Origin of the sequence: Pseudodonghicola sp. (genome assembly GCF_048268305.1) — a bacterium.
In the GTDB taxonomy this organism is placed as follows: Bacteria; Pseudomonadota; Alphaproteobacteria; order Rhodobacterales; family Rhodobacteraceae; genus Pseudodonghicola.
Genome location: NZ_JBLWVT010000009.1, coordinates 30004 through 42398, shown reverse-complemented (window position 1 = coordinate 42398; position 12395 = coordinate 30004). Strand labels below are relative to the sequence as shown.

The following is a 12395-nucleotide window of genomic DNA, read 5'->3' as shown; positions in this document are numbered from 1 at the left end:
CCCCGGATCGCAGTTGCGCCCTATGATCGGGCAAACGTTAGGGAATTTCGCCGGGGCCAGGAGGGCTGCATGCGTCTGACATGTCCGAATTGCGGAGCACAATACGAAGTGCCGGACGAGGTGATCCCCCTCGACGGGCGCGACGTGCAATGTTCGGCCTGCAGCCACACCTGGTTCCAGGATCACCCCGCCAATCCCGCCCCGCCGATCGACGAGGCGGAACAGGACGATTGGGCCGCCGAAACCTCCGCCGAGGAGGAGCTGCGCACCGCCATCACCGACGAGGAGGAATGGCTGGGCTTCGAGGCCGCCGAGGACCATGAGCCAACACCGCCGGAGCCCACCGCCCCCGAGGCGGAGCCGGAGCCGGACCTGCCCCCCGACGAGGAGGCGGAAGAGGAACCTGCGGCCGAACCGCCGGCAGCCCCGGCCCGGTCGGCGCTCGATACCTCCATTTCGGACATCCTGCGCCAGGAGGCCGAGCGCGAGGTGCGGCTGCGCGCCAAGGAAGCCGTCGGGCTGGAAAGCCAGCCGGATCTTGGGCTGGACAGCTATGATTACGAAGATGAGGACCTGGGGCCGCGACAGGCAGCAGATTCGACGCTCCGGGCCCGGCGCAGCAGCTATGACAAGTTCGAGGATGAGGACGAAGACAACGCCCCAGCCCCGTCACCCGCTGTCTCGCGCCGCGATCTGCTCCCCGATATCGAAGAGATCAACTCGACCCTGCGCGCCGGCGGCGCCGCGACCCGCGCCGCGATGGCCGACAACGCGATGGAGGCAGAGGACCGCCCCCGCAGCGGCTTCATGCGCGGCTTCGCCGTGGCACTGATCCTCGGGGCCTTCCTGCTGATCGTCTACGCCAATGCCCCGCGCATCGCCCGCGCCGTGCCGCAGGCCGATCCGGCGCTCAGCGCCTATGTGGCGATGATCGACCAGGCGCGTTACTGGATCGACGCCAAGCTGGGCGGCCAAGGGGCGGAGTGATCCGCCCGCCCGGCCAAGCCGACCACCGAACAATGACACCCCCGGAGCTCCTGACGATCTCCGGGGGTGTTTTCGTTCAGGACAATGTTCAGAAGCGGTCGAGCAGCCGGCGCAGGTAGTCGAGTTCAACCGGCGGCCGCGTGCCCTCGCCCGAGCGGCGGCGGATTTCATCCAGTAGGTCGCGCGCCCGGCGATAGACATCCTCGCCCTGCAGCATGCCTTGATCCGATCCGACCGCGCCATTGGCGCCGGCGTCCCGCCCAAGCGGATCGCGGGCGCTGCCCTGGGCGCCGCCCTCGGCCATTCCCTGCCCCGGCTGGCCCTGCCGGCTCTCTTGCGCCATCGCCTCGCCCAGGGACCGCAAGCCCTCGCGCAGCGCCTCGATCGCCTCGGACTGCTTGTCGATCGCCTCGGCCAGATCATCCTGGCGCAGCGCCTCTTCGGCGCCGTCCATCGCGCGCCCGGCGCGGTCAAGCGCATCGCGGGCGGCATCGCCTTCGGGGGTGCCGGCGCCGGGCAGGTTGCCCTGCTGCCGCTCCAGCTCGTGCCGGAGCGTCTGCTGCCGATCAGCGAGCGAGCCTTCGCCCGGTTGCTGCCCCGGCGTGCCCTGCTGCGCGTTGCCCTCGCCACCGCCCTGGCCCTGCTGGCCCTCGTGGCTCTGCCCACGCCCCTGGCCGCCGTTGCGGCCCTGGTTCTGCTCGGATTGACCGATGCCGGAGCCGGGGCTGAACTGTTCCTGCAGATCGCGGAAGGCCTGATCGCTCAGCCCCTGCTGATTGCGCAGGGTGTCGGCCAGCCCGTCCATCGCACGTTGCCCGTCCGAGGGGCCGCTCTGCCCCTGCCCCTGGGTGACACGCATGTTCTCCATCATCTGCTGAAGCTCCTGCAGCGCCTGCTGCGCCTCGGCCATGCGCCCCTGTTCCATCAGCTCCTGAATTCGATCCATCATCCGCTGCAGATCGTCCTGCGTCATCTCCAGCGAGTTTTCCGAAGGGCTGTTCTGATCGTTCTCCTCGCCGTTCTCGCGCGCCTGCCGGCTGAGTTGGCGCAGATAATTGTCGGTCGCCTCGCGCAGTTCCTGCATCAGCTCGGCGATCTCCTGATCGCTGGCACCGTTTTTCATCGCCTCGGTCAGCCGTTCCTGCGCCCGGCGCAGCCGCTCCAGCGCATCGCTCAGATCGCCCTCTTCCAGCAGCATCGCCAGGGTCCAGAGCGCCTCGGCCACCTCATCGCGCTCGGCCACGGTCAGCCCATGGGCGGTGTAATTCTCCAACCGACGCAGCACGACGCGCAGCCGCAGATAGGCGGTCTGCGAGCGAAACACCTCGTCCGGGCGGTAGGAGATCGCCCGCAGCACCTGTGCCACCCGCGCCGCGTTCTCGCGCGACCACAGCAGGTCGCGCCGCTGTTCGGCGATGGCGGCGGCCAGCGGATCAAAGAACCGTCGTGCCGGCAGCGGCGTGGCATAGGGTTCCGACATCCCCTTTTGCCCGGCGGCATCCATCGCGCTGAGCGTGATGATCACCGGCAGGTTGGCCCAGGGGTGTTTTGAGAAATCCTCGATCAGTTTTTCGTTGAAATCCTTACGCTCGCCAGTGATCGGCATCGGCAGATCGATCGTGATGGGCTCGCGCGGTTCCGGCGCCACGGCAAGACCATAGCGGCGCTTGATCTGATCCATGTCGAGATCGATCACCGCCTGGCCCGAAACGACGCCATAATCGTCACGGGCGCGGAAGGGCAGCGACATCGCCCCCTCGGCCGCGACCTCGGCCGGGCCGGTGATGCCGATCACCGGCGCCGCGTCGCGGATGACCGAAACCTTCCACTCGTGCCCGCCCGGTCCGTCAATCCTCAGGGTGCCGTTGCGGGTCACGGTGAAATCCTGCTGAGGATCCGAGGCCGAGGGCACCTCTCCGGTGCGGCCCGAGACGGTCTCCGCCAGGGTCAGCGCGCCGATCTCGCCATAGAAACGCAGGGTGATCTTGCTGTTCTCGGGCAGCCGCAGCTCGTCGTCGGTGATGTCGTTCAGATAGAGCGTCGGCAGGCCGGTATAGCGCGGCGGCTCTGCCCAGCCCTCCCAGGATGGGCCGCCGGCGACAGGCGTCGCGCCCGGGGTCATCTGGGTGATCGAACCCACCCGCCAGATCGATCCGAAGAGCAGCCCGACCAGCAGCGCCAGCAGCGCCACATAGCGCAGCGCATAGGGATCGCGGCGGGCCAGTTGCAGATCGGGTCGAACCGCCCGCGCTTGGGCCGCCCTGGCCGCCATCCGGGCCTGGTGCGCCCGCCAGACCGCCGCCGAGGCCGCATCGCCCGCACCGATCGCCTGATTGTCGAACAGCGCCTGGATCGGCCGCCCCGGCAGGGTTTCGTCAAGCCGTGCCAGCGCCTCTGCCCGGCGGGGCCAGCGGAACCGCCGCGCCCCACGAAAGGTGAACCAGAGCGTGGCCAGGCTGGCGATGACGCCCAACACCCAGACCACCTCGATCGGGGCAAGTTCGTGCAGCCCCAGCATCAGCGCCGCCAGCACCGCCATGACGATCGAGAGCACCGGCCAGAAGGCCCGCAACAGACGTTCAGCCAGCATGCCGGCCTGCGTCAGCGCGAGCGGCAGACGCAAAGACTTCATCACGGGGTCGGCATCAGGCGCCCGAGCCATAGGCGATCACACTCCATCACGGCCCCGGGAGGGTCAGAGCCATTCCGGGATGGTATCGCGATTTATCATTTCGTCAAAGGTCGGCCGTCGGCGGATTACCGCGAACTGGTCCCCCTTCACCAGCACCTCGGGGATCAGCGGCCGGCTGTTGTATTCACTCGACATCGCGGCCCCATAGGCGCCGGCGCTGCGGAAGGCGATCAGATCACCGGCGGCCAGCGGCGGCATCGGGCGCTGCCGCGCGAAGGTGTCGCCGGTCTCGCAGATCGGCCCCACGATGTCGATCGGCTTCGCCTCGACCCCGGGGGCAGGTTCAACAACCGGCACGATGTCGTGATGCGCCTCGTACATCGCCGGGCGGATCAGATCGTTCATCGCCGCGTCGACGATGAGGAAATCGCGCCCCTCGCCGTGTTTGACATAGATGACCTCGGAGACCATCAGCCCGGCGTTGCCGACGATCAGCCGGCCCGGTTCGATCTCGATCTCGCAGCCCAGATGGCCCAGCGTGCGCTCGATCAGCGCGCCATAATCCGACGGCAGCGGCGGCGCATCGTTCGAGCGGGTATAGGGAATGCCCAGACCGCCCCCCAGATCGAGCCGGCGGATATTGTGGCCATCGGCGCGCAATTGCTCGGTCAGCTCGGCAACCTTCTTATAGGCCTGTTCGAAGGGGTCGAGCTGGGTGAGCTGGCTGCCGATGTGGACGTCGATGCCGATCACCTCGATCCCAGGCAGCTCAGCCGCGCGGGCATAGACGGCGCGGGCGCGGGCGATCGGGATGCCGAATTTGTTCTCGGACTTGCCGGTGGCGATCTTGGCGTGGGTCTTGGCGTCTACATCCGGGTTGACCCGGACGGTGATCGGGACAACCACGCCGAGCTCCTGCGCCACGGCGCTGATCACCTCAAGCTCCGGCTCGGATTCGACGTTGAACTGGCGGATGCCGCCGATCAGCGCGGTGCGGATGTCATCGGCGGTCTTGCCGACGCCGGAAAAGACGATCTTGTCGCCCGGGACGCCGGCGGCCTTGGCGCGTCGGTATTCCCCCTGAGAGACCACATCCATCCCCGCCCCCGCCTCGGCCAGGGTCTTGAGGATCGCCTGATTCGACGCGGCCTTGACCGCGTAGCAGACCAGATGGTCCATCCCCGCCAGCGCCTGATCGAACAGGTTGAAGTGACGCAGCAGCGTCGCGGTCGAATAGACATAGAAGGGCGTCCCCACCGCGGCCGCGATTTCGGTCAGCGGGACATCTTCGGCGTAGAGAGCGCCATCTCTGTAGAGAAAATGATCCATACCGCGCGCTTAAGAGAATCCGCAGCACAGTTCAATTGCAAACGCGCGCCGGGATCTTTCCGCCGCTGCGGCTTGCAGCCTTTTGGCTCTTCCCGGTTAAGAAACGAGAAAAAGTGACCCGAGGTCAGACCACCGGGCGGCTGCGCAGGAACAGATAGAGCGGCAAGCCGCAACTCACCCCGATGAGGAAGGTCGCGGGGATGGCGACAAGCGCGATCCAATTCCGCCGCACCGACACCTCCGCCAGGATGAAGACGGTCAGCGCGATGGCCGAGATCACCAGATCCCAGGTCAGCGCCGCGCTGGCGGGAGAGGACAGCCATTCGGCGATCAGCCCGGAGGGGGAGAAACCGTTCTGCGACGCCCAGCGCGCCAGATGCGCCATCGGATGGGCGGCCCCCCAGATCGCCAGGGCCAGATAGATCATGCGCAGGGGCGACATCGGTGGTTCCTTCTCTCGCTCCGGCGCAGGATAGCCTCCGGCCCCGGGCGGGGCCAGAGGGATAGGGAGATCAGAACGCCGCCGCCGGTCCGGAATGGGCCGCCCGGCTGGGCGGGATCGGGGCGCCATCGACGCCGCAGGCGGCCAGCCCGGCGCAGGCCACCAGCGTCAGCAGAACCACCCGGATCATGCCAGCGCCTCTTTCCACCGCGCGATCTGTTCGCGCACCCGCTTGGGGGCGGTGCCGCCATAAGACAGCCGCGAATTGACCGAGTTGTCGACGCCGAGCACGGTGAAAATATCCTCGGTGATACCGGGATAGACGCTCTGCATCTCCGCCAGGGTCAGATCGGGCAGATCGCAGCCCTTCTTCTCGGCCATGGCCACCAGGGTGCCGGTGACATGGTGGGCGTCGCGGAACGGCACCTTCAGCACCCGCACCAGCCAGTCGGCCAGATCGGTGGCGGTGGAGAAGCCGGAGCCGGCGGCGGCGGCCAGGCTTTTGCGGTTGGCGGTCATGTCCTTGGCCATGCCCTCCATCGCCGCCAGCGCCAGCATCCAGTTGTCGGCGGCATCGAAGACCTGTTCCTTGTCTTCCTGCATGTCCTTGGAATAGGCCAAGGGCAGCCCCTTCATCACCATCATCAGCGCGGTATTGGCGCCGAAGATGCGGCCGATCTTGGCACGGATCAGTTCCGCCGCATCGGGGTTCTTCTTCTGCGGCATGATCGACGAGCCGGTCGAGAAGCGGTCGCTGAGCGCCACGAAACGGAACTGGGCCGAGGACCAGATCACCAGCTCCTCGGCAAAGCGGCTCAGGTGCATGGCGCTGATCGAGGCGACTGACAGGAACTCCAGCGCGAAATCGCGGTCCGACACGGCATCGAGGCTGTTGGCCGACGGCCGGTCAAACCCCAGCGCCTCGGCCGTCATGTGGCGGTCGATCGGGAAGGAGGTACCGGCCAGCGCGGCGGCGCCCAGCGGGCATTCGTTCATCCGCTTGCGGGCATCACGCACGCGCGACAGGTCGCGGCCGAACATCTCGACATAGGCCATCATGTGATGACCCCAGGTCACCGGCTGCGCGGTCTGCAGATGGGTAAAGCCCGGCATCACCCAATCGGCGCCGGCCTCCGCCTGGGCCAGGAGCGCGTGAATGAGCGCGATGAGCCCCGCCTCCGCCGCGTCGAACTGATCGCGGACCCAGAGCTTGAAATCGGTCGCCACCTGGTCATTGCGCGACCGGCCGGTGTGCAGACGGCCGGCGGGTTCGCCGATGATCTCCTTCAGCCGGGCTTCCACATTCATGTGGATGTCCTCCAGCGCGGTAGAGAATTGAAAGGTTCCGGCCTCGATCTCTGACAAGACCGTGAGAAGCCCTTCCCGAATGGCCTCGGCATCGCTATCGCTGATGACGCCTGTCGCGGCCAGCATGGCGGCATGGGCCCTGGAACCGGCGATATCCTGCGCCGCCATCCGCTTGTCGAACCCGATCGAGGCATTGATCGCCTCCATGATCGCGTCCGGTCCGGCGGCAAAGCGGCCGCCCCACATCTGGTTCGAGGATTGATCTGTCATGGCTGCACCGAGGATAATATGCGTCTGTTCCGTTCCCTGACCCTTTATATGGCCCTGCTTCTGGGTGCAAACGCAGCCTTTGCCGCCGACATCTCGGATCTCGAAGGGCTGCGCGAGGGCGACATGAAGAAGCTGACCCTGCACAGCGACGCGAAACCGGTGTCGGATCAGCCGTTCCAGCTTGCCGATGGGGCGGGCACCGGAACCCTGGCGGATTACCGCGGCAAATATGTCCTGCTGAACTTCTGGGCCACCTGGTGCGCCCCCTGCCGGAAGGAGATGCCGATGCTCGCCGCCCTGCAGGAGGATTTCGGCGGCGACCGCTTCCAGGTGGTCACCATCGCCACCGGCCGCAACACCCCCGCCGGGATCAAGAAGTTTTTCGACGAAATCGGCGTGACCGACCTGCCCCGGTTCCAGGATCCGAAACAGGCGCTGGCGCGGGACATGGCGGTGCTGGGGCTACCGGTCACCGTCATCATCGACCCCGAGGGGCGCGAGATCGGCCGGCTGATGGGAGATGCCGACTGGGGATCGGACAGCGCCAAGGCGATCATCGCGGCGCTGCTGCTGGACGACGCCTGAGCCGGCCGCAGCCAGAGCGCCGATCGCCGCAACGGCAGGCGGACAGATGGGCCCGGAACCGGCCATTCCCTTTTGACAGCAGCCCTTTGCCCGGGGTTATATCCGCACAAAGGGGAATGGAATGCCCACCTATCTTATCGTGATCCTGGTCTCGCTTGCCGTCGCGGTTCTGGCGGTGATGCTGAATATGGCCAGCCGCCCCCGCCGCGCCCTGCTGGACGAGGAAAGCGCACGCGAGGCCTGGCTTGATGCCGCGGCGGGCGAAATCATCCGTCAGATCACCCTGTCGCATGATCGCCACGCCGCCCTGATTCTCAGTGACGAGGGGCCGGCGCTGGTCTGGAGTTCCGGGCGAGAGATCATCGTGCGCCGACTGCTGGATTTCGACCTTCTCGACGAGGGCGGAACGCTTCGCATCGTCTTCCACGACTTCGACACGCCCGAGGCACTGCTGACGCTCGACGATTTCGAACGCCCCCGCTGGCTGAACCTGCTGGACGCAGGCTAGGCGTTCACGCCCAGATCGCGCACCCGGGCGTGGCAAGGGCAGCCCACCAGATGATCGTTCACCATCCCCACCGCCTGCATGAAGGCATAGACGATGGTGGGGCCGCAGAAGCGGAAACCGCGTTTTCTCAGATCCTTCGACAGCGCCTCGGACAGCGGGGTCGAGGCCGGCACCTCGGCCAGCGTCGTCCAGCGGTTCTGGATCGGCGCGCCGCCGATGAACTCCCACAGATAGCGGTCAAAGCCCTGTTCTGCCTCGATCTTCTGCCAGGCGCGGGCATTGCCGATGGTCGCCTCGATCTTGCCGCGATGGCGCACGATGCCGGGCTCGGCAAGTAGCCGCGCCACCTCGGCTTCGCCCCAGGCGGCGATCACATTCGGGTCGAACCCCGCGAAGGCGGCGCGGAAATTGTCGCGCTTCTTCAGGATCGTGATCCAGCTCAGCCCGGCCTGGAACCCGTCGAGAATCAGCTTTTCCCACAGCGCCCGGCTGTTCCACTCCGGCACCCCCCATTCGGTGTCGTGATAGGCCAGATATATCTGCTCCGTCCCGACCCAGCCGCAGCGCTCCCCCGTTGTGTCCATGACATTTCCCTTCGACCACATGCAAATCGCGACAGCGTTAATAGCCCCTAAAGGAATTTCGCGGACGCTCCTCTTTGAACTGATCCTTAAACCAGAATCCGAGAGACCGGAATGAACAGCACCCGCACCCGCTTTGCCGAACAGTCCGAAGGCTTCGACAGCCCGCTGAACGCCGCGCTCGCGGCACGCGATCGCTCCACGCTCGACATGGTGGCCCAGGCCGTCCGTCATAAACAATGCCTGCTGGCCTTCCAGCCGGTGGTCCAGGCTCGCGCCCCGCACAACGTCGCCTTCTATGAGGGGCTGATTCGCATCCTCGACGAAACCGGCCGGGTGATCCCCGCCCGCGACTTCATGCCGGTGGTGGAAAACACCGAGCTTGGCCGCGAAATCGACTGCCTCGCGCTCGACACCGGGCTGCAGGCGCTGATGCAGCATCCCACACTGCGGCTGTCGGTGAACATGTCGGCCCGGTCGATCGGCTACAGCCGCTGGATGCAGACGCTGAACAGCGCCCTGCGCCGGGACGAGCGGCTGGGCGAACGGCTGACCCTGGAAATCAGCGAAACCTCTGCCATGACGGTGCCGGAACTGGTGATCGACTTCATGGATCGGCTGCAGGGCCATGGCATCGCCTTCGCCCTGGACGACTTCGGCTCCGGCGCCATTAACATCCGGCATTTCCGCGATTTCTTCTTCGACGCGGTGAAGATCGACGGCCAGTATATTCGCGGCGTGCACCGCGACCGCGACACCCAGGCGATGTTGCGCGCGCTGATCGCCATGGCCCGCGAGTTCGACATGCTGATCATCGCCGAATCGGTGGAACAGAGCGAGGATGCCGAATATCTGATGACGCTCGGCATCGACTGCATGCAGGGCTATCTGTTCGGCGCCCCGACGCTGCGGCCCGACTGGGCCGAAAAGGACGGGGTCCGCGCCGCCGGCTGATCCCAACGAATGCCGCAGCAGCACGGCTGTTGTTGCTGCGGATGCAGCAATCCGGTATCACCTGACATATCGGGGCGGCGGCCCCCGGGTGGCGGCGTTGTTCGCCCCAGTGGCCGGATCAGGAGGATACCGCCCTCTGGATGGCAAAGGACCGGATCACATGACAAATGTAGTTATCGCATCGGCGGCGCGTACCGGCGTCGGGAGCTTCAACGGATCGTTCGCCAATATCCCGGCGCATGAGCTGGGTGCGGCAGTTCTCGAAGCGGTGGTCGAACGCGCCGGCATCGCCAAGGAGGAGGTCTCGGAAACCATCCTTGGCCAGGTGCTGACAGCCGCTCAGGGCCAGAACCCTGCCCGCCAGGCCCATATCAACGCGGGCCTGCCGATCGAAAGCGCTGCCTGGGGCATCAACCAGGTCTGCGGCTCGGGTCTGCGGGCGGTGGCGCTGGCCGCGCAGCAGATCCAACTGGGCGACGCCGCGATCGTCGCCGCCGGCGGCCAGGAAAGCATGAGCCTCAGCCCCCATGCCGCCGCGCTGCGCGCCGGCCACAAGATGGGCGACATGAGCTTCATCGACACGATGATCAAGGACGGGCTGTGGGACGCCTTCAACGGCTATCACATGGGCCAGACCGCCGAGAACGTCGCGGCCAAATGGCAACTGACCCGCGAGATGCAGGATGAGTTCGCCGTCGCCAGCCAGAACAAGGCTGAAGCCGCGCAAAAGGCCGGCAAGTTCGCCGACGAGATCATCCCCTTCATCATCAAGGGCCGCAAGGGCGAGACGGTGATGGATACGGACGAATACGTTCGCGCCGGCGCCACGCTGGACGCGATGGCGCGGCTGCGCCCGGCCTTCATGAAGGACGGCACCGTCACCGCCGGCAATGCCTCGGGCATCAATGACGGCGCTGCCGCCGCGCTGTTGATGTCCGCCGAGGAAGCCGAGAAGCGCGGCATCGAACCGCTGGCCCGCATCGCCTCCTGGGCAACCGCCGGCGTCGATCCGGCGCTGATGGGCACCGGCCCGATTCCCGCCTCGCGCAAGGCGCTGGCGAAGGCCGGCTGGAGCGTGTCCGACCTCGACCTGGTGGAGGCCAACGAAGCCTTCGCCGCCCAGGCGCTGGCGGTCAACGCCGACATGGGCTGGGATCCGGCAATCGTCAACGTCAACGGCGGCGCCATCGCCATCGGCCACCCGATCGGCGCCTCGGGCTGCCGTATCCTGAACACGCTGCTGTTCGAAATGAAGCGCCGCGACGCCAAGAAGGGCCTCGCCACGCTTTGCATCGGCGGCGGCATGGGCGTGGCTCTGTGCCTTGAGCGCCCGTAACGCGACGGCTGAGACAAAATTCGGACAGGGCGCCTCCGGGCGCCCTTTTCTTTTGTCCAGCAAGGTTTTGCTCATCGGGCGACATATTCCCCCCGAAGCGGGGGATTTCATTGCGAAATATTATTGCGAATACAAAGCAAAATATGTAACAGCATTACCAAGAGAATTTGAAAGCGGAGGAAACCTCAATGGCACGTACAGCACTCGTCACCGGCGGCTCGCGCGGGATCGGCGCGGCGATTTCCCAGACCCTGAAGGCCCAGGGCTATGCCGTCGCCGCCACTTATGCCGGCAATGATGAAGCTGCAGCGAAATTCAGCGCAGAGACCGGCATCAAGACCTATAAGTGGAATGTCGGCGACTATGAGGACAGCAAGGCCGGCATCGCCCGGGTCGAGGCCGATCTGGGCCCGATCGACGTTGTGGTGGCCAATGCCGGCATCACCCGTGACGCCCCCTTCCACAAGATGACGCCCGAGCAATGGCACGAGGTGGTCAACACCAACCTGACCGGCGTGTTCAACACCGTCCATCCGATCTGGCCCGGCATGCGCGACCGCAAGTTCGGCCGCGTCATCGTGATCAGCTCGATCAACGGGCAGAAGGGGCAGTTCGGCCAAGTCAACTATGCCGCGACCAAGGCCGGGGATCTGGGCATCGTCAAGTCGCTCGCCCAGGAAGGGGCCCGGTTCAATGTCACCGCCAATGCGATCTGCCCGGGCTATATCGCCACCGATATGGTGATGGCTGTGCCGGAGAAGGTTCGCGAGGCGATCATTTCGCAAATCCCCGTCGGCCGGCTGGGAGAGCCCGAGGAAATCGCCCGCTGCGTCGCCTTCCTGGCCTCTGACGATGCGGGCTTCATCACCGGCTCGACCCTCACGGCGAACGGTGGCCAGTTCTTCGTCTGAAGCGCAAGGCGCCACGACCGAGTCTCTGCGACCGAGTTCCCGAAAACCTTAGTCCTTGCAGGGCCGGCACAAGCCGGCCCTGGTTATTTCTGCTGGAGAGGTCACCCAAACGGGTGGAAATCGCCATCCCTTTGGGCGAAAATCTTCCACCCGCCGAGAGGGAGAGTAGCACCATACGCCCATCTGAGCGGCGTCACAGCGGTTCACATCCCCTGCCCGGCGAAGGGCTCTGCGCGTGTCAAATCATCCAGCGCCTTTCAGCGCGGGATCAGTTCGACAGGCGTTCGATCTCTTCTTTCAGTTTCAGCTTGCGTTTCTTCAGGGAGACCAAATGCAGCGCATCCATTCCGGGCGCGCGCTGCGCCTGCTCCACCTCGCAGCTCAGACTTTCATGCTTCCGCTTCAGTTCCGACAGGTACGAACTAACGCTCATGGCAATCCTCCTCTGACAGTGATGCCTAGATAGTGGAGCACAAGTTTTCCCACCTGTCACGCTGCAGACGCGCGAGAACGTCATAAAAGCGACATCTTGCCCCAAACGATTTGGTGACG

Annotated in this window: 12 protein-coding genes; 6 read left to right on the top strand and 6 right to left on the bottom strand. The window is 65.8% G+C overall.

The genetic code is table 11. The features are described from left to right. The first annotated feature begins 69 nt into the window (after positions 1-69). Complete coding sequence (locus ACN0V4_RS16880) at positions 70-987, top strand: zinc-ribbon domain-containing protein (protein ID WP_417678236.1); 918 nt, start codon at positions 70-72, stop codon at positions 985-987. A gap of 88 nt (positions 988-1075) precedes the next feature. Here ACN0V4_RS16880 and ACN0V4_RS16875 read toward each other — a convergent pair whose 3' ends face one another. The 4 genes from ACN0V4_RS16875 to argH form a co-directional block, all read right to left on the bottom strand. Continuing rightward, positions 1076-3619 (bottom strand): TIGR02302 family protein, encoded by a 2544-nt coding sequence (locus ACN0V4_RS16875; protein WP_417678234.1) that lies wholly within the window; start codon positions 3617-3619, stop codon positions 1076-1078. A gap of 63 nt (positions 3620-3682) precedes the next feature. Next, positions 3683-4948, bottom strand: a complete 1266-nt coding sequence (gene lysA / locus ACN0V4_RS16870) for a diaminopimelate decarboxylase (RefSeq protein ID WP_417678233.1) — start codon at positions 4946-4948, stop codon at positions 3683-3685. Between the two features lie 124 nt (positions 4949-5072). After that, on the bottom strand, positions 5073-5390 hold the full coding sequence (locus ACN0V4_RS16865; RefSeq protein WP_417678231.1) for a DUF2834 domain-containing protein: 318 nt from the start codon (positions 5388-5390) through the stop codon (positions 5073-5075). Positions 5391-5576: 186 nt separating this feature from the next. After that, positions 5577-6968 carry an argininosuccinate lyase gene (gene argH, locus ACN0V4_RS16860; RefSeq protein ID WP_417678229.1) on the bottom strand — a complete coding sequence of 464 codons (1392 nt, stop codon included), beginning with the start codon at positions 6966-6968 and terminating at the stop codon, positions 5577-5579. 18 nt (positions 6969-6986) lie between these two features. Between argH and ACN0V4_RS16855 the strand changes: the two genes are divergently transcribed. Together ACN0V4_RS16855 and ACN0V4_RS16850 are read left to right on the top strand one after the other, a co-directional pair. Continuing rightward, positions 6987-7553, top strand: a complete 567-nt coding sequence (locus ACN0V4_RS16855) for a TlpA family protein disulfide reductase (protein WP_417678227.1) — start codon at positions 6987-6989, stop codon at positions 7551-7553. Between the two features lie 121 nt (positions 7554-7674). Next, on the top strand, positions 7675-8061 hold the full coding sequence (locus ACN0V4_RS16850) for a hypothetical protein (protein WP_417678225.1): 387 nt from the start codon (positions 7675-7677) through the stop codon (positions 8059-8061). Here the strand turns inward: ACN0V4_RS16850 and ACN0V4_RS16845 are convergent. After that, the gene (locus ACN0V4_RS16845; RefSeq protein WP_417678223.1) at positions 8058-8645 is read right to left on the bottom strand and encodes a DNA-3-methyladenine glycosylase I; all 588 of its coding nucleotides are present in this window, start codon (positions 8643-8645) and stop codon (positions 8058-8060) included. The genes ACN0V4_RS16850 and ACN0V4_RS16845 overlap by 4 nt on opposite strands. Before the next feature lie 111 nt (positions 8646-8756). On the opposite strand from ACN0V4_RS16845, the gene ACN0V4_RS16840 reads away from it, so the two are divergent. From ACN0V4_RS16840 to phbB, 3 genes are all read left to right on the top strand, one after another. Continuing rightward, positions 8757-9596, top strand: a complete 840-nt coding sequence (locus ACN0V4_RS16840) for an EAL domain-containing protein (protein ID WP_417678221.1) — start codon at positions 8757-8759, stop codon at positions 9594-9596. Positions 9597-9756: 160 nt separating this feature from the next. Then, on the top strand, positions 9757-10932 hold the full coding sequence (locus ACN0V4_RS16835) for an acetyl-CoA C-acetyltransferase (protein ID WP_417678219.1): 1176 nt from the start codon (positions 9757-9759) through the stop codon (positions 10930-10932). A 188-nt stretch (positions 10933-11120) separates the two neighbouring features. Then, entirely contained in the window at positions 11121-11843 is a 723-nt protein-coding gene (phbB, locus tag ACN0V4_RS16830) for an acetoacetyl-CoA reductase (protein WP_417678217.1), read from the top strand. A 268-nt stretch (positions 11844-12111) separates the two neighbouring features. On the opposite strand, the gene ACN0V4_RS16825 is transcribed toward phbB, so the two are convergent. Continuing rightward, positions 12112-12276 carry a YdcH family protein gene (locus ACN0V4_RS16825; protein WP_417678215.1) on the bottom strand — a complete coding sequence of 55 codons (165 nt, stop codon included), beginning with the start codon at positions 12274-12276 and terminating at the stop codon, positions 12112-12114. Positions 12277-12395: the final 119 nt, after the last annotated feature.

Coding starts and splice junctions, on each gene's coding strand:
- ACN0V4_RS16880 (WP_417678236.1), top strand. CDS start 70: ATGCGTCTGACATGTCCGAATTGCGGAGCACAATACGAAGTGCCGGAC.
- ACN0V4_RS16875 (WP_417678234.1), bottom strand. CDS start 3,619: ATGAAGTCTTTGCGTCTGCCGCTCGCGCTGACGCAGGCCGGCATGCTG.
- lysA (WP_417678233.1), bottom strand. CDS start 4,948: ATGGATCATTTTCTCTACAGAGATGGCGCTCTCTACGCCGAAGATGTC.
- ACN0V4_RS16865 (WP_417678231.1), bottom strand. CDS start 5,390: ATGTCGCCCCTGCGCATGATCTATCTGGCCCTGGCGATCTGGGGGGCC.
- argH (WP_417678229.1), bottom strand. CDS start 6,968: ATGACAGATCAATCCTCGAACCAGATGTGGGGCGGCCGCTTTGCCGCC.
- ACN0V4_RS16855 (WP_417678227.1), top strand. CDS start 6,987: ATGCGTCTGTTCCGTTCCCTGACCCTTTATATGGCCCTGCTTCTGGGT.
- ACN0V4_RS16850 (WP_417678225.1), top strand. CDS start 7,675: ATGCCCACCTATCTTATCGTGATCCTGGTCTCGCTTGCCGTCGCGGTT.
- ACN0V4_RS16845 (WP_417678223.1), bottom strand. CDS start 8,645: ATGGACACAACGGGGGAGCGCTGCGGCTGGGTCGGGACGGAGCAGATA.
- ACN0V4_RS16840 (WP_417678221.1), top strand. CDS start 8,757: ATGAACAGCACCCGCACCCGCTTTGCCGAACAGTCCGAAGGCTTCGAC.
- ACN0V4_RS16835 (WP_417678219.1), top strand. CDS start 9,757: ATGACAAATGTAGTTATCGCATCGGCGGCGCGTACCGGCGTCGGGAGC.
- phbB (WP_417678217.1), top strand. CDS start 11,121: ATGGCACGTACAGCACTCGTCACCGGCGGCTCGCGCGGGATCGGCGCG.
- ACN0V4_RS16825 (WP_417678215.1), bottom strand. CDS start 12,276: ATGAGCGTTAGTTCGTACCTGTCGGAACTGAAGCGGAAGCATGAAAGT.